This window comes from Cupriavidus sp. SK-3 (assembly GCF_000611145.1).
Lineage (GTDB): Bacteria > Pseudomonadota > Gammaproteobacteria > Burkholderiales > Burkholderiaceae > Cupriavidus.
Map to the genome: position 1 here is coordinate 1,827 of NZ_JFJV02000235.1, position 20,473 is coordinate 22,299.

Below are 20,473 nucleotides of genomic sequence, written 5' to 3' on the forward strand. Positions count from 1 at the left end.
CGTAGGCCTGGCGCCGGAGACCTTTGCCGGCCTCTTCACCAAGGACACCGAAGTCGCCGGCATCGCCGCGCGCGCGCTGTCCTGGGTCGCCCCGGCCTTCGGTGGCTTCGGCCTGGGCATGGCACTGTACTTTGCATCGATGGGCGCGGGCCGCATGGGCTGGCCGATGGCGGCCGGCGTGGCCCGCATCGCCCTGGCCGCCGGTGGCGGCTGGGTGCTGGCCAATATGGCCGGCATGGGTCTGGACGGGCACTTCCTGGGCGTGGCGCTGGGCATCAGCGCCTACGGCGTGGTGACCGCGCTGGGCGTGCGCGATGCCAACTGGTCCGCACGCCAGGGCTAACTGGGCTGACTGGGCGACTTGCGCGAATCGCGCGCATCGCCTCAGCGCTGCACCACGCGCGCGTCGCCGCCCAGCCCGGCGTCCCTGACCTCGGCCGGCACCGCCGGCCATCCGCCGCCCAGCGATTTGTACAAGGCCGCCGCGCCATTGAGCACGTCGACCTGGCCCTGGATCGCAGCCAGCTGGGTGTCGAACAGCTTCTCCTGCGCGTTGGTGACTTCGAGATAGCTGGAGTAGCCACCCTCGTAGCGCGCGCCGGCCTGGTCGGCGTACACCGTCAGGCTGCGCTCCTGATTCTGCAGGCTGCCCAGCCGGTTGCGCGTTTCCAGCCCGTTGGCCAGCGCGGTGTTCACATCGGCCAGCGCTGCCAGCACACTGCTCTGGTAGGCCAGCATGGCCTGCTCGCGCTGTGCGCCGGCAGTCTGCACCTGGCCGCGGATGGCGCCGCCCTGGAAGATGGGCTGCGTCAGCCCGGCGGACATGCCCCACACCTGCGAGGCGCTGTGCCACAGCGCGCCCGGCGAGGCCGCGATTGCGCCAAACAGGCCCGACAAGTTCACGGCCGGCAGGTAGAGCGCTTCGGCAGCACCCAGCAGCGCGTTGGCCGCCACCGCATTCTGCTCGGCCTGCAGCACGTCCGGGCGGCGCGCCAGCAGGGCGGCCGGCAGGTCGGCGCCAACCGGCGGCGCCTGCAATTGCGCGATGGACTTGCCACGCTCGATCGGCCCGGCCTCGCGCCCGAGCAGCACCGACAGCGCGTTCTCCGTCTGTGCGATGGACGCGCGCAGCGGCGGGATCGATGCCTCGGTGGCGTAGTAGTCGTTCTCGGCCTGCGCCAGCTCAAGCTGCGAGACCACGCCGCCCGCGTAGCGCATGCGGAAGATATCCAGCGCGCGGCTGCGGGAGTCCAGGGTCTGGCGGGCAACATCCAGCTGCGCGTCAAGCCCGCGCAGGCTGGCATAGCCCTGCACCACCGAGGCGGCCAGCGCCAGCACCACGCCGCGCCGCGCGTATTCCGCGTTCCACAGGTCGGCTTCGGCGGCTTCCGCCTGGCGGCGGATGCGGCCCCACAGGTCGATTTCCCAGCTTGCGTTGGCCAGCAGCTGGTAGCTGTTGCCTGGCCGCTCCAGCGACGCGAACGGCGTGCCGTTGAAGGTGCCGGCGCGCTGGCGCGTGGCCGATGCCGACAGCCCGACTTGCGGGAACAGGCCGGAGCGCGCCACCAGCAGCCGCCCGCGGAACGCGTCGATGCGCGCGGCGGCAATGCGTACGTCGTAGTTGTTGCGCAGCGCGGCGTCGACCAGCGCGTTCAACACCGGATCGCCAAAGCTGTCCCACCAGGCGCTGTCCGCGGCCACGGTCAGCGCGCCGGTATCGAGGCGGTACTGCGGCGGCTGCGCGACGTCCGGACGGCGATAGTCCGGCCCGAGCGCGCAGGCGCCCAGCGCCATCGCGCAGGCGGCCAGGAGAAGGCGGCGCGCGCTCACGATGCCTCTCCCGCCGCGGCTTCGGACTGCACCGCCGGGGCCGGCGCGCCCTTGCGGCTGGCCCATTTGTCGGCGGCCGTGCCGATCAGGTAGGAGAACAGCGGCACGAACACCAGCGCCAGCGTGGTCGCGGCAATCATGCCGCCAATGATGCCGGTGCCGATCGAGTGCCGGGCGTTGGAGCCCGCACCGCTGGCGATAAACAGCGGCACCGCACCCAGGATAAAGGCCAGCGACGTCATCACGATCGGTCGCAGCCGCAGCTTGGCCGCCTCCACCGCGGCGTCGGCGTGCGACATGCCCTCCTTCTGCTTCATCACCGCAAACTCCACGATCAGGATGGCGTTCTTGGCCGCCAGCCCGATCAGCGTGACCATGCCGATCTGGAAATACACGTCATTGGACAAGCCACGCATCAGGATGGCGAGCAGCGCGCCGAACAGGCCAAACGGCACCGCGCTCAGGATCGAGAGCGGCAACGACCACGACTCGTACTGCGCGGCCAGGATCAGGAACACCATCACGATGCCGAACACGAACACGATGGTGGTGGTGTTGCCAGACTTCTTCGCCTCGAACGCCTCGCCGCTCCAGCCGTAGGCGTAGCCCACCGGCAACGCTTCCTTCGCCACCGCTTCCATCGCCGCCAGCGCCTGGCCCGAGCTGTAGCCAGGCGCGGCATCGCCGGTGATCTTGGCCGCCGGGAAGTTATTGAAGCGCGACAGCAGGTCGGGGCCGCTGCTGTAGGTGGTCTTGAGCAGGCCGGACACCGGCGCCATCGCCCCGCTTTGCTGGCGTACGTAGAGGAACTGCAGGTCGTTCGGATTGGCGCGGTACTGCGGCTCGGCCTGCAGGATCACCTGCCAGACCCGGCTGTATTGCGAGAACTGGCTGATGTAGAGCGAGCCGAATTGCGTCTGCAGCGTGCCATAGACATCGGCAATGGGCACACCCATGGTCTCCGCCTTCTCCTTGTCCACTTCCACCCGCATCTGGCGCGAGGCGGCCTGGATGGTGCTGTTGAGGTGGCCCAGCTCCGGATGGCTGGCGGCGGCCTTGATAAAGGCGCGCGTAGTCGCCTCCAGCTCCGCGGTGGTGCCGGTGCCGCGGCTTTGCAGCCAGAACTCGAAGCCGCCCTGCGAGCCCAGTCCGGGGATCGACGGCGGATTGACCGGGATGATGATGGCTTCGGGAATGGCGCGCAGCTTCGGCGTGATCGACTGCAACATGCCCGGCACCAGCAGGTCGGGCTTGTCGCGCTCGCCGAACGGCTTCATGGCGACGAAGACCGTGCCGGCATTGGTCTTGTACTGGCTGTCGATAAAGCTGTAGCCGGACAGTGCGGAGGCGTCCTGCACCGCGGGGTGCTCGCGGAACATGGCCGCCACCTGCGAGGTGATTTTCTCGGTACGGTCCAGGCTGGCGGAATCCGGCATCATCACCGCCACCAGCACATAGCCCTGGTCCTCGGATGGCACGAAGGCGGTGGGAATCCGGCTGAACAACTGCCACACCGCCAGCAGCATCAGGCCGAAGCAAAGCAGCGCCACCACCGAGCGCCGCATGAACACGCGCACCCAGCCGCCATAGTGATGCACCAGCCGGTCGAAGCGCTTGTTGAACCAGACAAAGCCGCGCCACGGCTCGTGATGGCCCGGCTTGAGGATCAGCGCGGCCAGCGCCGGCGACAAGGTCAGCGCGACGAAGCCCGAGATCACCACCGACACCACGATGGTCAGCGCGAACTGCCGGTACAACTGCCCGGTGGTGCCCGAGACGAAGGCCACCGGGATAAACACCGCCGAGAGCACCAGCACGATGGCGATCACCGGGCCTGTCACTTCCTTCATCGCGCGCAGCGTGGCGTCCTTTGGCGACAGGTGGAACTCCGCCATATTGCGCTCGACGTTTTCCACCACCACGATGGCGTCGTCGACCACGATGCCGATCGCCAGCACCAGCGCGAACAAGGTCAGCAGGTTGATCGAGAAACCCAGCGCCAGCAGCCCGGCAAAGGTGCCGAGGATCGAGACGAACACCGCCAGCACCGGGATGATGGTGGCGCGTACGTTCTGCAGGAAGATAAACACCACCAGCACCACCAGGATCACCGCCTCGATCAGGGTGTGCACCACCTCGTCGATGGATGCGCGCACGAACTCGGTGGTGTCGAGCGCCACCTTGTAGCTCACACCCTTCGGAAAGGTCTTGGACATCTCGTCCAGCGCCTTCTGCACGTCCTTGGCCACCTGCAGCGCATTGGAGCCGGGCTGCTGGTACACGGCGATGATGGTGGCCGGCTTGCCGTTGAGCGCGGAGCGCAGCGTGTACTGCTGCTGGCCGATCTCGGCGCGGCCCACGTCGCGCAGGCGCACCACCGCGGCGCCGGTGTTGTCGGCGCGCAGAATGATGTTCTCGAACTGCTCCGGCGTGGTCAGGCGGCCCGGCGTGACCAGCGGGAAGGTCAGTTCCACCGGCTTGCTGTTGGGCGCCTGGCCCACGCTGCCGGCGCCGAACTGTTCATTCTGGCTCTGCACCGCGCGTTGCACGTCCTGCGCGGTGATGCCCAGCGCCGCCATGCGGTCCGGCTTGAGCCAGATGCGCATGGCAAGGTCGGCCGAACCCATGATCTGCGCCTGGTTGGCGCCGTTGACGCGCTTGATGGCGTCGAGCACATAGAGGTTGGCGTAGTTGTTGATGTACTGCTGGTCGAAGCTGCCGTCGGGCGAATACACGCCGATCAGCAGCAGGAAGCTGGAGGAGCGCTTCTGCACATTGATGCCGGTCTTCTGCACGGTGTCGGGCAGCTGCGGCAGCGCCAGGTTGACGCGGTTCTGCACCTGCACCTGCGCGGTGTCGGGATCGGTGCCGATGTCGAAATACACGTTGAGCGTCATCGACCCCGTGGGTGACGACGTCGACTGCATGTAGATCATGTTGTCGGCGCCATTGACCTGGGTCTCGATGGGCGCCGCGACAGTCTGTGCCACGGTGTCGGAATCCGCGCCGGCATAAGTGGCGCTGACCGTGACCTGCGGCGGGGTGATGTCGGGGTACTGGGCGATCGGCAGGGCGAACATCGAGACCAGGCCGCCGATCACGATGATTAGCGACAGTACCGCCGCAAAAATGGGCCGCTGGACGCAGAAGGCGGAGAGCATGGCGGTCTCCGTGTCAGGAGGACTTGGCCACGGGCCTGGCCTCGCCCCCGGCTGGCGCGGACTGGGCCGACGGGGCGGAAGCCGGCACGCTGCCCACCCCCACGGCGGCCGGCGGCGCTTCGCCGGCGATCTTGACGGGCGCGCCCGGCGCAAGCTTGCTCGCGCCGTCCACCACCACCGTCTCGCCGGGCCCCAGGCCCTGGGCGATGCGCCACATCGAACCGGAGAGGTCACCCACGGTCACCGGCCGGGGCGCGGCCTTGCCGTCCTTGTCCACCACGAAGACCAGGTCGCCCTTGGGCCCGTGGACCACGGCGCGCTGCGGCACCACGATGGCACCGGGCCGCGTGGCGCCGCTCACCAGCACCCGCACGAACTGGCCGGGGCGCAGCGTGCCCTCGGGGTTGGGCATCTCCGCGCGTACCAGGTACGTACCGGTCTGCTGGTTGTAAGTGGCATCGGCAAAGGTAATGCGGCCCTTGCGGGGAAACTCGCTGCCGTCGGCAAGCACCACCGTGACCGCGTAGTGCTGGTCGGGAGGCGGCACCATCTGCTTGCTGGCCTGCTGGGCGCGGAATTCGAGAGTCTGGGGTTCGGAGACACTGAAATTGATGCGCATCGGCGTCAGCGTGGACACCGTGGTCAGCAGGCTGTTGGTCGTGCTCACGTAGGCGCCCTCCGGCAGCACGGCGGAGCTGGACACGCCATCCACCGGCGAGCGCACATAGGTGTAGGACAGGTTGAGCTGCTGCTCCTCGACTTGCGCGCGGGCCTGTTCCACCCCGGCCGCGGCGGCGTGATAGTTGCCGGTGGCATCGTCGAGGTCTTTCGCCGACAGCGCGTTGCGCTCGGCCAGCGGCTTGACCCGTGCCAGGTTGGCGCGCGCCACCTCCAGCCGGGCGCGCTCTTGCGCCAGTTGCGCCCTGGCTGCGTCGAGCTGGGCCTGGAAGGGCTTGTGGTCGATCTCGAACAGCAACTGGCCGGCCTTGACCATGGCGCCTTCCACATAGGCCCGCTTCACCAGGAAGCCGGACACCCGGCCGCGGATGTCGACCGCCTGGTCGCTCTGGGTCTGGCCCACGAACTCGAAGGTGACCGGCAAATCCTGCGCCACGGTCTTGACGACCTGCACCGGCACCGCCTGCTGCGCCGCAGGCGGCGCTTCCTGCTTGCCGCAGGCGGCCAGCGCCCACGCTGCCGCCACCGGCAGCAATGCCGTCCACCGCCGACCCGTCCGCTTCATTTCCAGCCCTCCCGCATTCGCCTGGCCGGCCGGCGGCTGCCGAACGGACGCAATTAGCCCGGCAAGTTAAGCGCAGGAGCGAAAAGCGCACAATTCAATCTTTTTTGCGGCGTGTTAAGTACTTTAGAGAGCACCGTGAAACCGCCCGCCCGCCGCCGGGTGCGGCTTTCATTACTTGCCAGGGTACGCATCTTGCATTGGCCGGAAGGCGATGTGCCCAAAACCGTGCCGGCCTCTTGAATGTGCCCGCCGGCAGCCTCAACTAGCCGCGTCATGCATCGCGCGGCAAAAGCGCCGCCGGCCAGACACGCGGGTACGGCTGCGAGCACGCAGGCTGCGGAACACCGGCACTTCGCCTGCGGTTACACCTGCGCCATCGCGCCGGAATGATGTAAAACAAAACAGGACGCCACAAATTTCGGTGCGTCCGCTCTTCTGGAGGCGGCATGCCCCCTCGCACCACCGTTTTCGTCGCGGCCATCGTGGTTGGCCTGTTGCACGGCTATATCGGCCTGCGCCTGTTACCCGACCTGCCGGTGGCGTTCGCCGTCAAGGCACTTGCCGTGGCGTGGCTGGCGCTGTCCTGGCCGCTGATCCCCGCCGGCCTGCTCGCGCGGCGCCTGGACCAGCCATGGTGCGACGCGCTCACCTGGGTAGGCATGCTGGCTATGGGCTTCTTTTCCTCTCTGCTTGTGCTGACGCTGGCGCGCGACGTTGTGCTGCTGGTGGGCGCCGTCACTGGCTGGCACCCGGCCTGGCTGCTGTCGCGCACCGCTGCCGCGGTACCGGTGCTGGCGCTGCTGGTTACCGCGCTGGGGCTGTTCAATGCGCGGCGGCTGGCGCAGGTGGTGGAGGTGGAAGTGCCGATTGCCGGCCTGCCCGACTCGCTGCACGATTTCACCATCGTGCAGATCAGCGATATCCATGTTGGCCCCACCATCAAGCGCGCCTATCTGGAACGCATCGTCGCGCGCGTCAACGCGTTGCAGCCGGACGCCATCGCCATCACCGGCGACCTGGTCGACGGCACGGTACGCGAGCTGGCGCCGCACACGGCGCCGCTGGGCGACCTGAAGGCGCGCCACGGCACGTACTTCGTCACCGGCAACCACGAGTACTACGTCGGCGCCGAGCCGTGGATCATCGAACTGCGCAGGCTGGGCCTGCAGGTGCTGATGAACGAGCACGTGGTGATCGGGCAGGATGAAGACGCACTGGTGCTGGCCGGCGTGACCGATTATTCCGCCCACCGCTTCGACGAAAGCCATCGCAGCGACCCGGCGCGCGCGCTGGACGGCGCGCCATCTGTCGTCGCCGTGCGTGTGCTGCTGGCGCACCAGCCGCGCACCGCGCCCGCCGCTTCCAATGCTGGCTTCGACCTGCAGCTTTCCGGACATACGCACGGCGGCCAGTTCTGGCCGTGGAACCTGTTTGTGCCGATGCAGCAGCCCTATACCGCCGGGCTGAACCGGCATGAGGCGATGTGGGTGTATGTGAGCAGGGGCACCGGCTATTGGGGGCCGCCCAAGCGCCTTGGCGCGCCGTCGGAAATTACGAAGCTGAAGCTGGTGCGCAAGCCGGCGCCGCCGCTCAATGCGGATGTGGCGTAAACGCGGACACGCAAGAAGCAAAGGGCCCCGCGCGAGCGGGGCCCCAGACTGCTGGCGGCCAGTAACGAGCACCGCCAGGCCAATCGTGCTTATCGCGCGATAGGCTTGTAGCGGATACGCTTGGGCTTGGCGCCCTCCTCACCGAGGCGGCGCTTCTTGTCGGCCTCGTACTCCTGGTAGTTGCCCGGGAAGAACTCCACGTGCGACTCGCCCTCGAAGGCCAGGATGTGGGTGGCGATCCGGTCCAGGAACCAGCGATCATGCGAGATCACCATCACGCAGCCGGCGAACTCCAGCAGCGCATCTTCCAGCGCGCGCAGCGTTTCCACGTCCAGGTCGTTGGACGGTTCATCGAGCAGCAGCACGTTGCCGCCCGAGATCAGCGTCTTGGCCAGGTGCAGACGCCCGCGCTCGCCGCCCGAGAGCGTGCCCACGTGCTTCTGCTGGTCCGAGCCCTTGAAGTTGAAGCGGCCGATATAGGCGCGCGACGGTGTTTCGTAGCGGCCCACGGTCAGCACGTCGGCGCCGCCGGAGATCTCTTCGAACACGGTCTTGCTGCCGTCGAGCGCATCGCGGCTCTGGTCCACGTAGGCCATCTTCACGGTCGGGCCCACCTTGATCTCGCCGCTGTCCGGCGTTTCCTTGCCGGTGAGCATGCGGAAGAAGGTCGACTTGCCGGCGCCGTTCGGGCCGATGATGCCGACGATGGCGCCGGGCGGCACCTTGAAGCTGAGGTCGTCGATCAGCAGGCGGTCGCCGTAGGCCTTGCTCACACCGTTGAATTCGATCACCTCGTTGCCCAGGCGCTCACCCGCGGGGATGAAGATTTCCTGGGTTTCGTTGCGCTTCTGGTATTCCTGGCTGTTCAGTTCGTCGAAGCGCGCCAGACGCGCCTTGGACTTGGCCTGGCGCCCCTTCGGGTTCTGCCGCACCCACTCCAGTTCCTTGTGCAGCGCCTTCTGGCGGGCCGACTCGCTCGACTCTTCCTGCTTCAGGCGGGCTTCCTTCTGGTCCAGCCAGGAGCTGTAGTTGCCCTTCCAGGGGATGCCGTGGCCGCGGTCCAGCTCCAGGATCCATTCGGCCGCGTTGTCCAGGAAGTAGCGATCGTGGGTCACCGCCACCACGGTGCCGGGGAAGCGCGTGAGGAACTGCTCCAGCCACTCCACCGATTCCGCATCCAGGTGGTTGGTGGGTTCGTCGAGCAGCAGCATGTCGGGGCGCGACAGCAGCAGGCGGCACAGCGCCACGCGGCGCTTCTCGCCGCCGGACAGGTTGCCCACCTTGGCATCCCAGGGCGGCAGGCGCAGCGCGTCGGCTGCGATTTCCAGCTGCAGCTCGGCGTTGTTGCCGTCGCTGGCCGCGAGGATCGCTTCGTACTTGGCCTGGTCCGCCGCCAGCGCGTCGAAGTCGGCGTCCGGTTCCGCATAGGCCGCGTAGATCTCATCGAGCTTCTGGCGTGCCTCGAACACGCCGCCCAGCGCGGCTTCCACCGATTCGCGCACCGTCTGTTCGGGATCGAGCTGCGGTTCCTGCGGCAGGTAGCCGATGTTCAGGTTGGGCATGGGCGTGGCTTCGCCCTCGATCTCCTTGTCGATGCCCGCCATGATCTTCAGCACGGTCGACTTGCCCGAGCCGTTCAGGCCCAGCACGCCGATCTTGGCGCCCGGGAAGAAGGACAGCGAGATGTCCTTGAGAATGTGACGCTTGGGCGGAACGATCTTGCCCACGCGGTTCATGGTGAAAACGTACTGTGCCATGCGAATCCGAGTGAATTGGGGGAGGTGAAATGCGGGAATCGGCCAAGTGTAGCAAAGCCGGTCCGGCCGCGGCCCGTCAGGACGCTTTCCCGGCGCGCAAGGTGCCGGCCGGGCGCCTGCGCGCGCGTGTCAGGCTGGACGTCAGCCGGCGGTAGGCGATATCCATGTGCCGCTGTATCAGCGCGCGCGCCAGCTCGGGATCCTTGCCGCGCAGCGCCGCCAGCACGGCGCGGTGCTCCGTGATCGCCCGCGCCCACACCCCGGGCGTTTCGAAGTGGCTGTCCAACTGATCGAACAGCGGGCCCAGGCGCAGGTCGAAGAGCCGCCGCACCACGCCCACCAGCACGCTGTTGCCGGTGGCCTCGGCCACGCGCACGTGGAACAGGCGGTCGGCATCGAGCGGCGTGAGGCCCGCGGCGGCATCGGCGGCCATCTGCGCGATCGCCTCCTCGATCGCGTCGAACTGGGCCTTGCGCCCGTTTCTTGCCGCCAGCGCGGCAACCTCGCCCTCCACCAGCGCGCGGGCGCGGATCAGTTCGAGCGGTCCCTCCTCGCCGGACAGGTCGAAACCCGCATCGGCGCGCGAAGGCGGTTCGCACACATAGATGCCCGAGCCCATCCGCACTTCGATATAGCCCTCGACCTCGAGCGCGATCAACGCCTCGCGCAGCGACGGCCGGCTCACGCCGAGCTGCACCGACAGATCCCGCTCCGCCGGCAGGCGCGAGCCCACCGGAAACTCGCCGGCCAGGATCAGCCCGCGCAACTGGTTGCTGATCTGGCGGTAAAGGCGCTGTGGCTCGATCGGTTGGATAGGCATGGACAAGCAGCCCCGAGTGGCCAGCACAGATCTCCAGTGCGCGAATCGTGCGCTGGCGGTTGCGGTGTTTCGCAATCTCGCGCCGCCGGCTCGCGACGCGAAATTGGTTTGACCAGTTGTCCAGTCGGCTGAAGTCTAGGCAGCGCGCCGTTCAATGTCCAGGCGCAGCGCGAATGCACTGCAGCATCGGCACCGGGATCCCCGGCGGCAGTAGAGACCCCTAATTGGTAATACCAGTTTACCTGTCGATAGTCCTGAACTAGACTCCGCTCACTCGGCATGCGCGCGGCAAGGCAGTGGCGGTCGCAGGCATCCGGATCTGCATCGCACAAGAAAGCGGGCATCAGCACACGTGGCGCGAAAGCGCTGGACGTCGCTACGCGGCCCCCGCAGAACGCAGGAGACCCGAGTGAACGACGAAAAACCGCCGAAGCCCCCGGCGCACCCCGTGCGCCGCAGCCAGGCCTGGTTCGGCCGGCTTGACCGCGATGGATTCATCTACCGCTCGTGGCTGAAAAACCGCGGCATTCCCCACGATCAGTTCGACGGCCGCCCGGTCATCGGCATCTGCAACACGTATTCCGAACTCACCCCCTGCAATTCGCATTTCCGCACGCTGGCCGAACAGGTCAAGATCGGCGTGTGGGAAGCAGGCGGCTTTCCGCTCGAATTCCCGGTGATGTCGCTGGGCGAGACCATGCTGCGCCCGACCGCGATGCTGTTCCGCAACCTGGCCAGCATGGACGTGGAAGAATCGATTCGCGGCAATCCGATCGATGGCGTGGTGCTGCTGATGGGCTGCGACAAGACCACGCCGGCGCTGATGATGGGCGCGGCGTCCTGCGACCTGCCCACCATCGGCGTGTCCGGCGGCCCGATGCTGAGCGGCAAGTTTCGCGGCGGCGAGCTGGGCTCCGGCACCGATGTCTGGAAGATGTCGGAAGAAGTGCGGGCCGGACAGATGTCGCAGGAGGATTTCTTCGAAGCCGAAAGCTGCATGCACCGCTCGCATGGCCACTGCATGACCATGGGCACCGCGTCGACCATGGCCAGCATGGTGGAAGCACTCGGCATGAGCCTGCCCGGCAACGCCGCGATTCCGGCGGTGGACAGTCGCCGCAACGTGCTGGCGCGCGCCTCGGGGCGCCGCATCGTGGAGATGGTCAAGGACAACCTGGTGATGTCGCGGATCCTCACCCGGCCTGCCTTCGAGAACGCCATCCGCGTCAACGCGGCGATCGGCGGCTCGACCAACGCGGTGATCCACCTGCTTGCCATCGCCGGCCGCATCGGCGTCAGGCTGAGCCTGGAAGACTGGGACGCATTGGGTCACGAACTGCCCTGCCTGCTCGACCTGCAGCCCTCCGGGCGCCACCTGATGGAAGATTTCTATTACGCCGGCGGACTGCCGGCGGTAATCCGTGAACTGGGCGCGGTGCTGGCGCGCGACGCGCTGACCGTCAACGGCAAGACGCTGTGGGACAACTGCAAGGACGCGCCCAACTGGAACCGCGAAGTCATCCACGCCTTCGACGCGCCCTTCAAGGCGAACGCGGGGATTGCCGTGCTGCGCGGCAACCTGTGCCCCGACGGCGCGGTGATCAAACCCTCCGCCGCCACCCCGGCGCTGCTCAGGCACACGGGCCGCGCGGTGGTGTTCGAGAACAGCGAGCATATGCACCAGCGCCTCGACGACGAATCGCTCGATGTGGACGAAACCTGCGTGCTGGTGCTCAAGAACTGCGGCCCGCGCGGCTACCCCGGTATGGCCGAGGCCGGCAACATGCCGCTGCCGCCCAAGGTGCTGCGCAAGGGCATCACCGACATGGTCCGCGTCTCGGATGCGCGCATGAGCGGCACCGCCTACGGCACGGTGGTGCTGCACGTGGCGCCCGAGGCCGCGGCCGGAGGCCCGCTTGCGCTGGTGCGCGACGGCGACATGGTCGAACTGGATGTACCGGCGCGCAAGCTGCACCTGCATGTCGGCGACGAGGAATTGCTGCGCCGCCGCGCAGCGTGGCAAGCGCCTGCCCTGCCGATGGAGCGCGGCTGGACCCGGCTCTATGTCGAGCACGTGCAGCAAGCCAACCTGGGCGCCGACATGGATTTCCTGGTGGGCAAGAGCGGCGCCGCCGTACCCAAGGACAACCACTGAGACGCGTTGTCGCTACGCGGCTTTCTGCTGTTTTGCATTCGCGACGCACGGCCGCTCCCGGCATGAACGGCCAACGGAGACACCACGCATGGCATCGGTTCAGATTCGCGGCATCCAGAAGTACTTCGGCAGCACGCAGGTCATCCGCGGCGTGGACATCGACATCGCCGACGGCGAGTTCACCGTGCTGGTGGGACCATCCGGCTGCGGCAAGTCCACGCTGTTGCGCATGATTGCCGGGCTGGAGGAAATCACCACCGGCGAGATCGCCATCGGCGGCCGGGTGGTCAATCGCCTGCCACCCAAGGAGCGCGACATCGCCATGGTGTTCCAGAACTATGCGCTCTATCCGCATATGACGGTCTACGACAACATGGCTTTCTCGCTCAAGCTTGCCAAGGGCGACAAGGCCGAGATCAGGCAGAAGGTGGACAAGGCTTCCGCCATTCTCGGCCTGGGCAGTTTGCTGGATCGCTACCCGCGCCAGCTTTCGGGCGGCCAGCGGCAGCGCGTGGCGATGGGACGCGCCATCGTGCGCGATCCGCAAGTGTTCCTCTTTGACGAACCGCTCTCCAACCTCGACGCCAAGCTGCGCGTGCAGATGCGCGCGGAGATCAAGGAGCTGCACCAGCGCCTGCGCACCACCTCGGTCTACGTCACGCATGACCAGATCGAAGCCATGACCATGGGCGACCAGATCGTGGTCATGCGCGATGGCCGCGTGGAGCAACGCGGCAAGCCGCTGGACCTCTACGACCATCCCGACAATCTCTTCGTGGCCGGTTTCATCGGCTCGCCCGCGATGAACTTCGTGCCCGGCGTGCTGCGCCGCCAGGGCGGCGAGACCGTTGTCGAGTTTCCCGATGGCACGCGCCTGCCGCCCCCCGCGCGCTTCGACGCCAGCGCCGGGACCGATGGCCAGCGCGTGATCTATGGCGTGCGGCCCGAGCACCTGAGCCTGGGCGCGCCCGGCCAGGGGCTGCCCAACCGCGTGTCGGTGGTCGAGCCTACCGGCGCCAACACCGAGATCTATTCGCGCTTCTGCGAAACGGACTTCATCTCGATATTCCGCGAGCGCCATGACTTCGCCGCGGGCGACATCCTGAACCTCGTGCCCGACCACCAGCACACCCACCTGTTCGATGCCGACACGGGCCAGTCGCTGCTGCGGCACGGCACGCCGGATGCGCAGGGCGATCCGGGAAACAGGCATGACCAGCACGGGGCGGAACCCCTGACCACGGAGGAGACAAAACGATGAGCGCACCGACCAACTTCACGAGACGCGATTTCCTGGCATCCACGGCTGCCGTCGCCGCCACCACGGCGCTGGGCGGCCATGCCTTCGCCGCGCCTGCCCCGCTGCAGTACAAGCCGGAAGCGGGCGCCAAGCTGCGCGTGCTGCGCTGGAAGCGTTTCGTGCAGGGCGACGAAGACCTGTGGAACGCCAACACCAAGAAGTTCTCCGAACTCACCGGGATCGAGGTGCGCGTCGACAACGAAGGCTGGGAAGACGTGCGCCCCAAGGCCGCCGTGGCGGCCAGCGTCGGGAGCGGGCCTGACGNNGACGTCATCGTCGGCTGGTTCGACGACCCGCAGCAGTATCCCGACAAGCTCGTCGACCTGACCGACCTGGCCAATTACCTCGGCGGCAAATATGGCGGCTGGTACGACGTGTGCCGCAAATATGGCACGCACAACGGCAAGTGGGTCGGCCTGCCGCTGGGCGTGGTGGGCAATGCACTGGTCTATCGCGACAGCCATGTCAAGGCAGCCGGCTTTGAGGCCATCCCCAAGGACCTCGCCGGCTTTCTCAAGCTGTGCCAGGGGCTCAAGGCCAAGAACACGCCCTGCGGCTTCGCGCTGGGCAAGGCGGTGGGCGACGGCAACAACTGGGCGCACTGGCTGCTTTGGTCGCATGGCGGCATGCTGGTCGATACCAAGGGCAAGGTCGTGGTCAACTCGCCCGAGACCTGGGCGGCGCTGGAGTATGCCAAGCAGCTCTATGCCACCTTCGTGCCCGGCACGCTGTCCTGGCAGGACCCGTCGAACAACAAGGCCTTCCTGGACGGCCAGATCAGCCTGACCGCCAACGGCATCTCGGTCTACTACGCGGCCAAGAATTCGAAGGAGCCCAAGCTGCAGGAGATGGCGCGGGACATCCAGCACGCGCACTTTCCGATCGGCACGTCGGGCAAGCCCACCGAACTGATGCAGATCACGCAAATGATGCTGTTCAAATATTCCAAGTTCCCGAACGCGGCCAAGGCCTACCTGCAATTCATGATGGAACCGGAGCAGTACAACCCATGGATGGAAGCCGCCATCGGCTACGTCAGCCAGCCGCTCAAGGCCTACGAGGCCAACCCGATCTGGACGGCCGACCCCAAGCACACCGTCTATCGCGACTCCGCCGCGCTGATGCTCGACAACGGCCACGCCGGCCCGCTGGGCACCGCTTCGGCCGCGTCCATGGCTGACTACATCGTGCTCGACATGGTGGCCGAGGCGGCCAGCGGTTCCAGGACGCCGAAGGAGGCGGCGGCGCGCGCGGCGCAGCGTGCCGAGCGCTACTACAAGGCGTGACGTAGCCAACGCCGGAAGCAGAGAAGGCGCGGCGGCACTCCGCCGCGCCGCCGTTCTGAAGATCCGGTCCGGGGCGCTCCCAGCGCCGGACCGGCAGCCGCCGAGGGGATCCATGCTATCCCGCCTGTTGAACAACCGCCATACGCTGGGGCTGCTGTTCATGCTGCCCACGGCGCTGTTGCTGCTGGTCTTCCTGACGTATCCGCTCGGCCTCGGCGTCTGGCTCGGCTTCACCAATACCAAGATCGGCGGCACCGGCGAATGGATCGGGCTGGCCAACTACAGCTACCTGGCGGGCGACTCGCTGACGCAACTGGCGCTGTTCAACACGCTGTTCTACACGCTGGTGGCCAGCGTGCTGAAGTTCGCGCTGGGGCTGTGGCTGGCGCTGCTGCTCAACAAGAACCTGCCGTTCAAATCGTTCTTCCGCGCCATCGTGCTGCTGCCGTGGATCGTGCCGACGGCGCTGTCGGCGCTGGCCTTCTGGTGGATCTACGATGCGCAGTTTTCCATCATCAGCTGGACCCTGGTCAAGCTCGGGCTGATCGACCGCTATATCGATTTCCTCGGCGACCCGTGGCTGGCCCGCTTCTCCACCATCGCCGCCAATGTCTGGCGCGGTATTCCCTTCGTCGCGATCTCGCTGCTGGCCGGGCTGCAGACCATCTCGCCCTCGCTGTACGAGGCGGCCTCGATCGACGGCGTCACGCCGTGGCAGCAGTTCCGCTATGTCACGCTGCCGTTGCTGACGCCGATCATCGCGGTGGTGATGACCTTCTCCGTGCTGTTCACCTTCACCGATTTCCAGCTGATCTACGTGCTCACGCGCGGCGGCCCGCTCAACGCCACTCACCTGATGGCCACGCTGTCCTTCCAGCGCGCGATTCCCGGCGGCTCGCTGGGTGAAGGCGCGGCGATCGCCACCATGATGGTGCCCTTCCTGCTGGCTGCCATCCTGTTCTCTTACTTCGGCCTGCAGCGGCGCGGCTGGCAACAGGGAGGCGACAAATGAAAGCAAAAGCGATGACCGCGCCCGAGCAGCAGGGCATGGACTACCTGCAATCGATACCGCGGCGCTGGGTGACCATCTACATCCCGCTGGGCATCTTCGTCTTCGTGCTGCTGTTTCCGTTCTACTGGATGGCGATCACCGCCTTCAAGCCGGATGGCGAACTGCTGATGCGCAGCGCCAACCCGTTCCTGGTGATGGCGCCCACCTTCGCGCATTTCAAGAAGCTGCTGTTCAACACGCCCTACCCGGCCTGGCTGCTCAATACCGTGATCGTCTCGACGGTGTCGACCTTCGCCTCGCTGGCCGCGAGCGTACTGGCCGCCTATGCGATCGAGCGGCTGCGCTTCCAGGGCGCGAAGCAAGTCGGGCTGGCCATCTTCCTGGCCTACCTGATCCCGCCCTCGATCCTGTTTATCCCGCTGGCATCGATCGTGTTCCAGCTCGGCCTGTTCGATACGCGCTGGGCGCTGATCCTGACCTATCCCACCTTCCTGATCCCGTTCTGCACCTGGCTGCTGATGGGCTACTTCCGCTCCATCCCTTACGAACTGGAAGAATGCGCGCTGATCGACGGCGCCACCCGCTGGGAGATCCTGGTCAAGATCATCCTGCCGCTGGCCGTGCCGGGACTGATCTCCGCCGGCATCTTCGCCTTCACGCTGTCATGGAACGAGTTTATCTACGCGCTGACCTTTATCTCGTCGTCCGAGGTGAAGACGGTGCCGGTGGGCATCGTCACCGAACTGATCGAGGGCGACGTCTACCATTGGGGCGCGCTGATGGCCGGCGCCTTGCTGGGCTCGCTGCCGGTAGCACTGGTGTACTCGTTCTTTGTCGAGTATTACGTGTCGGGCATGACGGGGGCGGTGAAGGAATAGGGAATAGGGAATAGGCAATAGGCATAGGCGGAGAAGCGCCGGACAAGCGCAACGGCACCGGGCATGAACGCCTGGCAAGGGCAGGTTAAAATGCCCGTTGTCCCGCCGCCAACCGCCGGCACCGCCGAATCACCCCGTATTCAAGCCCGATCCGATGAGCAAACCCGCCCGCACCCTCACCTTCAAGTGCAAGAAGTGCACCAAGCCCGTCACGCTGTTTCTGCAGAAGGTATCCGCCTGCTCGCACATCACGCCGTACCAGGGCTGGTGCAAATGCGGTGAGCTGGTTCGTCACGCCACCGGCGACAAGGATGCGGTCGAGTCCTTCGTTACCTCCGTCGACGGCAACTGGGCGCACCACCACCATCACCACCATTGAGCAGCCGTAGCCATCCCGCTCCCGCCAGCGAAACCTGGCGCCCCGGCGCCAAGGATCCGCTGCGTTTCCTGAGCGCGTATCCTGAAGGCGTGCTCGACCAGGTGCGCCAGCTGGTTGCCGCCAATCGCCTTGGCGAGCACCTGGCGAAAAAATACCCGGCCCGGCATACCGTGCAGACAGACCGCGCGCTGTACGACTACACCGCCGAGCTGAAGCAGGAATTCCTGCGCACCGCGCCGCCAATCCACAAGGTCGCGTTCGACGCGAAGATCGACGTGGTGCATCGCGCCCTCGGGCTGCACACCGCCATCTCGCGCGTGCAGGGTGGCAAGCTCAAGGCCAAGAAGGAAATCCGCGTGGCCTCGCTGTTCAAGGAAGCGCCGCCCGAATTCCTGCGCATGATCGTGGTGCACGAACTCGCGCACCTGAAGGAAAGCGATCACAACAAGGCGTTCTACCGCCTGTGCGAATACATGGAGCCGGCGTATCACCAGCTCGAGTTCGACACGCGCCTGTTCCTGGCGTGGCGTGAACTGGAGCAGGCACAGCGCTAGCCCCCTCGCCTCTCAAGGCTCAAGGCTCAAACCGCGCCCGGGCTCATCACCACTGTCTTCCGATACGTCCCCTGTGCCACCAGGCGATGCAGCACGCACACCTGTACGTTGCCGGCGAAAGCGGCCTGCCTGACGGCTGCCGCCATATGCGCCAGCACGACCGCGGCCATGGCGGCCTGCACCGGCTCCGGACGCGCGTTGGTCATCACGAGGTGCGTCACGACGAAGCCGGCTTCGGGGTCGTCGCCGGTCAGCGCAACTTCCGCCACCAGCAGGCGGCTCTTGAGAACCGCCAGTTGCGCGTAGCCATGACCTGCGAGCTCGCGGTGCACGCCGGCGAACACCTGCGTGAAATCGATCCTGTCGGCGAGTTGCCGCGTGGTTTCGGTAATCAGGTGCGGCATGATCAGTCCGGTTTCACCGAGGCGGAGGACACGGCGCGGGTCCAGCTCGACTGCGCCTGCGACAGGAACTGGCGGAAGCCGGCAGGATCGAGCGGCCGGGCTTCCACGCCAAGCGCCAGCAGGCGTTCCTGCATCTGCTTGTCGGCGAGCACCGCATTCAACTCGTGGTTGAGCCGGTTGAGGATATCGCCCGGCAGCTTGCCCGGCGCCATGATTCCGTACCACGGCGCCGCGTCGAAATCGCGCACGCCCTGCTCGCGCATGGTGGGCACACCCGGCAGCAAGGCGGAGCGTCGTGCGCCGGTCTGCGCCAGCGGCACCACCGTGCCGGCTTTGATGTGCGGCAGCAGCAGCACGGGGCTGTCGAACATCAGCGCGATCTGCCCGCCCAGCAGATCGTTGATGGCCGCGCCCGACCCCTTGTAGGGAGAGTGCAGCAGGCGCGCACCGGTAGCCTGCGAGAACATCGCCCCGATGATGTGCTGGGGCGTGCCGTTGCCCGCCGAGCCGTAGGCGATGGTGTCGGGCGCCGCGACGGACGCGCGCACCAGCGCGGGCACGGCATCGAAGCGCTGCCCGCGGGTGCCGGCCACCAGGATGAATGGCACCGTGCCGATCAGGCCTACGCCGGCCAGGTCCTTCGCCGGGTCGTAGGGCAGCGCCGGATACAGCGCCTTGCCGACCGAGACCGGCCCGACCGCGCCGAGCAACAAGGTATAGCCATCGGCCGGCGCCTTGCTGACATAGTCGCTGCCGATGGTGCCGCCCGCGCCGGGCCGGTTCTCCACCACCACGGATTGCTTCAGGCGGACCTGCAGTTCTTTCCCGATCAGGCGGGCGAGCGAGTCGGTGGTGGCGCCGGGCGCATACGGCACCACCAGGCGGATCGGGCGTTCCGGATAGGCAGCGCTGGCGGCTGGCGCGAATGTCAGGCAGATCGCGGCGGCAGCGAGCACGGGCGACAAAAAGGCGGGCAGCCGGCGGTTGCGCCGGTCGGCGCTGGAATGGCATGACATGGGGGTCTCCTGGTGTTTTCCATGTTGTGCATGCATTCCAGCAGTTACGACATGCTCTGTAAAATGATGAATCGATTTTCAATTCATCACGACAGATTATGAGATCAACGGCCACGCCCGAAGCCATGGACCTGCGCCTGGTCCGCAGCTTCATGGCCGTTGCCCGCCATGGCAGCGTGACCGCCGCGGCCGATTCGCTCGGCCTGACGCAACCGGCCTTGTCACAGCACCTGCGTATCTTCGCGCAGAGCCTGGGGGTGCCGCTGTTCGGACGCGTGGGCCGCAAGCTGGAACTCACCGATGCGGGCAGGCAACTGGTGCTGGCGCTCGAGCCCGTGCTCGATCAGCTCGAACGGGTCATCGTATCCGCAGCCTCCCAGCACGGCGCGGTGGAGGGCACGCTGCGCATCGGCGCCACCCATACCTATCTTTCCGCGCTGGTGATGCCTGCCGTGCAAGCGCTGGTCGATGCACATCCGGGACTGGATATCCAGGTGTTCGAGTTTGCCGCCGCCGAGGTCGACCGTTCCCTGCTGGACGGACAGATCGATCTTGGCCTGGCCTTTGCGAAGGACGCGCCAAAACGCATCGAACAGGTGCCGCTGTTCTCGGAAACGCTTGCCTTGATCGCACCCGGACACAAGCTGCCACGCGAACAGGAAACCGTGACCCTGGCGCAACTGGAAACGCTGCCCCTGGCGCTGCTGCCCGAGCGCTTCGCCATGCGCCGGCAGATCGACGCGGCCGCGCAGGCCGCCGGCATCGTGCTGCGGCCCCGGCTGGAAGGCCCCAGCGTGGAAGCCTTGCTGCGCGCCGTGCTCGGCGGGCGCCTGTACACCATCGCCAGCCCGCTGGCGCTGCATATCGCCGGCACGCAGCGCAGCGGCAGCTTCGCCGGGCTGGCCTACGCGCCGGTCGCGCATCCCGGCTTCAGCCGCACGGCCGCACTGCACCGGCGCCACGGCCGGCCGGATAGCCCCGCCGCCACAGCCTTCATGGATACGCTGGGAAAGGTGATCCGGGACGCCGCCGGCAGCGGGTATCTCATACCCATCTGACGCATGCCTG

At 66.8% G+C, this 20,473-nt stretch carries 16 protein-coding genes and 1 pseudogene; 10 read left to right on the top strand and 7 right to left on the bottom strand.

Translation table 11 applies throughout. The annotated features are described in order from the left end of the window. Window positions 1-384: 384 nt before the first annotated feature. The 3 genes from CF70_RS23980 to CF70_RS23990 are packed head-to-tail and all read right to left on the bottom strand — an operon-like array spanning window position 385 to window position 6,234. Window positions 385-1,830, bottom strand: coding sequence for an efflux transporter outer membrane subunit (locus CF70_RS23980; protein WP_035870783.1), 1,446 nt, complete (start codon window positions 1,828-1,830; stop codon window positions 385-387). Next, window positions 1,827-4,991, bottom strand: a complete 3,165-nt coding sequence (locus tag CF70_RS23985; protein WP_035870617.1) for an efflux RND transporter permease subunit — start codon at window positions 4,989-4,991, stop codon at window positions 1,827-1,829. The genes CF70_RS23980 and CF70_RS23985 overlap by 4 nt, the downstream gene beginning before the upstream one ends. A 13-nt stretch (window positions 4,992-5,004) precedes the next feature. Then, the gene (locus CF70_RS23990) at window positions 5,005-6,234 is read right to left on the bottom strand and encodes an efflux RND transporter periplasmic adaptor subunit (protein WP_035870619.1); all 1,230 of its coding nucleotides are present in this window, start codon (window positions 6,232-6,234) and stop codon (window positions 5,005-5,007) included. 446 nt (window positions 6,235-6,680) lie between these two features. On the opposite strand from CF70_RS23990, the gene CF70_RS23995 reads away from it, so the two are divergent. Beyond that, window positions 6,681-7,844: a metallophosphoesterase gene (locus CF70_RS23995; RefSeq protein WP_035870620.1), complete on the top strand. Its 1,164-nt coding sequence runs from the start codon at window positions 6,681-6,683 to the stop codon at window positions 7,842-7,844. A gap of 89 nt (window positions 7,845-7,933) precedes the next feature. Here the strand turns inward: CF70_RS23995 and ettA are convergent, their stop codons facing one another. Both ettA and CF70_RS24005 read right to left on the bottom strand, forming a co-directional pair. Further along, window positions 7,934-9,601, bottom strand: a complete 1,668-nt coding sequence (gene ettA, locus CF70_RS24000; protein WP_035870622.1) for an energy-dependent translational throttle protein EttA — start codon at window positions 9,599-9,601, stop codon at window positions 7,934-7,936. A gap of 76 nt (window positions 9,602-9,677) precedes the next feature. Next, entirely contained in the window at window positions 9,678-10,421 is a 744-nt protein-coding gene (locus CF70_RS24005; protein WP_035870624.1) for a FadR/GntR family transcriptional regulator, read from the bottom strand. A 409-nt stretch (window positions 10,422-10,830) separates the two neighbouring features. On the opposite strand from CF70_RS24005, the gene CF70_RS24010 reads away from it, so the two are divergent. The 8 genes and pseudogenes from CF70_RS24010 (at window position 10,831) to CF70_RS24040 (ending at window position 17,985) form a co-directional block, all read left to right on the top strand. Next, window positions 10,831-12,576 carry an IlvD/Edd family dehydratase gene (locus CF70_RS24010; RefSeq protein ID WP_235185187.1) on the top strand — a complete coding sequence of 582 codons (1,746 nt, stop codon included), beginning with the start codon at window positions 10,831-10,833 and terminating at the stop codon, window positions 12,574-12,576. 88 nt (window positions 12,577-12,664) lie between these two features. Continuing rightward, on the top strand, window positions 12,665-13,837 hold the full coding sequence (locus CF70_RS24015; RefSeq protein ID WP_081862328.1) for an ABC transporter ATP-binding protein: 1,173 nt from the start codon (window positions 12,665-12,667) through the stop codon (window positions 13,835-13,837). After that, window positions 13,834-14,140: twin-arginine translocation signal domain-containing protein (locus tag CF70_RS38235; RefSeq protein ID WP_235185188.1), on the top strand; the 307-nt coding region annotated here is incomplete at its 3' end. The genes CF70_RS24015 and CF70_RS38235, both read left to right, overlap by 4 nt. A 2-nt stretch (window positions 14,141-14,142) precedes the next feature. Then, a pseudogene (locus CF70_RS24020) lies at window positions 14,143-15,162 on the top strand (ABC transporter substrate-binding protein); the annotation flags it as partial. A gap of 112 nt (window positions 15,163-15,274) precedes the next feature. After that, the gene (locus tag CF70_RS24025) at window positions 15,275-16,174 is read left to right on the top strand and encodes a carbohydrate ABC transporter permease (protein ID WP_035870627.1); all 900 of its coding nucleotides are present in this window, start codon (window positions 15,275-15,277) and stop codon (window positions 16,172-16,174) included. Next, on the top strand, window positions 16,171-17,052 hold the full coding sequence (locus tag CF70_RS24030) for a carbohydrate ABC transporter permease (RefSeq protein ID WP_035870629.1): 882 nt from the start codon (window positions 16,171-16,173) through the stop codon (window positions 17,050-17,052). Before CF70_RS24025 ends, CF70_RS24030 begins: the two co-directional genes overlap by 4 nt. 154 nt (window positions 17,053-17,206) lie before the next feature. Continuing rightward, window positions 17,207-17,431, top strand: coding sequence for a hypothetical protein (locus CF70_RS24035; RefSeq protein WP_035870631.1), 225 nt, complete (start codon window positions 17,207-17,209; stop codon window positions 17,429-17,431). Window positions 17,432-17,490: 59 nt separating this feature from the next. Further along, on the top strand, window positions 17,491-17,985 hold the full coding sequence (locus CF70_RS24040; RefSeq protein ID WP_035870790.1) for a M48 family metallopeptidase: 495 nt from the start codon (window positions 17,491-17,493) through the stop codon (window positions 17,983-17,985). 26 nt (window positions 17,986-18,011) lie between these two features. On the opposite strand, the gene CF70_RS24045 is transcribed toward CF70_RS24040, so the two are convergent. Together CF70_RS24045 and CF70_RS24050 are read right to left on the bottom strand one after the other, a co-directional pair. Further along, window positions 18,012-18,389 (bottom strand): hypothetical protein, encoded by a 378-nt coding sequence (locus tag CF70_RS24045; RefSeq protein WP_051648893.1) that lies wholly within the window; start codon window positions 18,387-18,389, stop codon window positions 18,012-18,014. Window positions 18,390-18,391: 2 nt separating this feature from the next. Then, the gene (locus CF70_RS24050; protein ID WP_051648895.1) at window positions 18,392-19,405 is read right to left on the bottom strand and encodes a Bug family tripartite tricarboxylate transporter substrate binding protein; all 1,014 of its coding nucleotides are present in this window, start codon (window positions 19,403-19,405) and stop codon (window positions 18,392-18,394) included. 98 nt (window positions 19,406-19,503) lie between these two features. On the opposite strand from CF70_RS24050, the gene CF70_RS24055 reads away from it, so the two are divergent. Further along, the gene (locus CF70_RS24055) at window positions 19,504-20,463 is read left to right on the top strand and encodes a LysR substrate-binding domain-containing protein (protein ID WP_081862330.1); all 960 of its coding nucleotides are present in this window, start codon (window positions 19,504-19,506) and stop codon (window positions 20,461-20,463) included. Window positions 20,464-20,473: the final 10 nt, after the last annotated feature.

What these genes read in the sequence shown, in the direction of transcription:
- CF70_RS24030 (WP_035870629.1), top strand. Translation starts at nt 16,171, where the DNA reads ATGAAAGCAAAAGCGATGACCGCGCCCGAGCAGCAGGGCATGGACTAC.
- CF70_RS23990 (WP_035870619.1), bottom strand. Translation starts at nt 6,234, where the DNA reads ATGAAGCGGACGGGTCGGCGGTGGACGGCATTGCTGCCGGTGGCGGCA.
- CF70_RS24055 (WP_081862330.1), top strand. Translation starts at nt 19,504, where the DNA reads ATGAGATCAACGGCCACGCCCGAAGCCATGGACCTGCGCCTGGTCCGC.
- CF70_RS24035 (WP_035870631.1), top strand. Translation starts at nt 17,207, where the DNA reads ATGAGCAAACCCGCCCGCACCCTCACCTTCAAGTGCAAGAAGTGCACC.
- CF70_RS24015 (WP_081862328.1), top strand. Translation starts at nt 12,665, where the DNA reads ATGGCATCGGTTCAGATTCGCGGCATCCAGAAGTACTTCGGCAGCACG.
- ettA (WP_035870622.1), bottom strand. Translation starts at nt 9,601, where the DNA reads ATGGCACAGTACGTTTTCACCATGAACCGCGTGGGCAAGATCGTTCCG.
- CF70_RS23995 (WP_035870620.1), top strand. Translation starts at nt 6,681, where the DNA reads ATGCCCCCTCGCACCACCGTTTTCGTCGCGGCCATCGTGGTTGGCCTG.
- CF70_RS24025 (WP_035870627.1), top strand. Translation starts at nt 15,275, where the DNA reads ATGCTATCCCGCCTGTTGAACAACCGCCATACGCTGGGGCTGCTGTTC.
- CF70_RS24005 (WP_035870624.1), bottom strand. Translation starts at nt 10,421, where the DNA reads ATGCCTATCCAACCGATCGAGCCACAGCGCCTTTACCGCCAGATCAGC.
- CF70_RS23985 (WP_035870617.1), bottom strand. Translation starts at nt 4,991, where the DNA reads ATGCTCTCCGCCTTCTGCGTCCAGCGGCCCATTTTTGCGGCGGTACTG.
- CF70_RS24050 (WP_051648895.1), bottom strand. Translation starts at nt 19,405, where the DNA reads ATGTCATGCCATTCCAGCGCCGACCGGCGCAACCGCCGGCTGCCCGCC.
- CF70_RS24045 (WP_051648893.1), bottom strand. Translation starts at nt 18,389, where the DNA reads ATGCCGCACCTGATTACCGAAACCACGCGGCAACTCGCCGACAGGATC.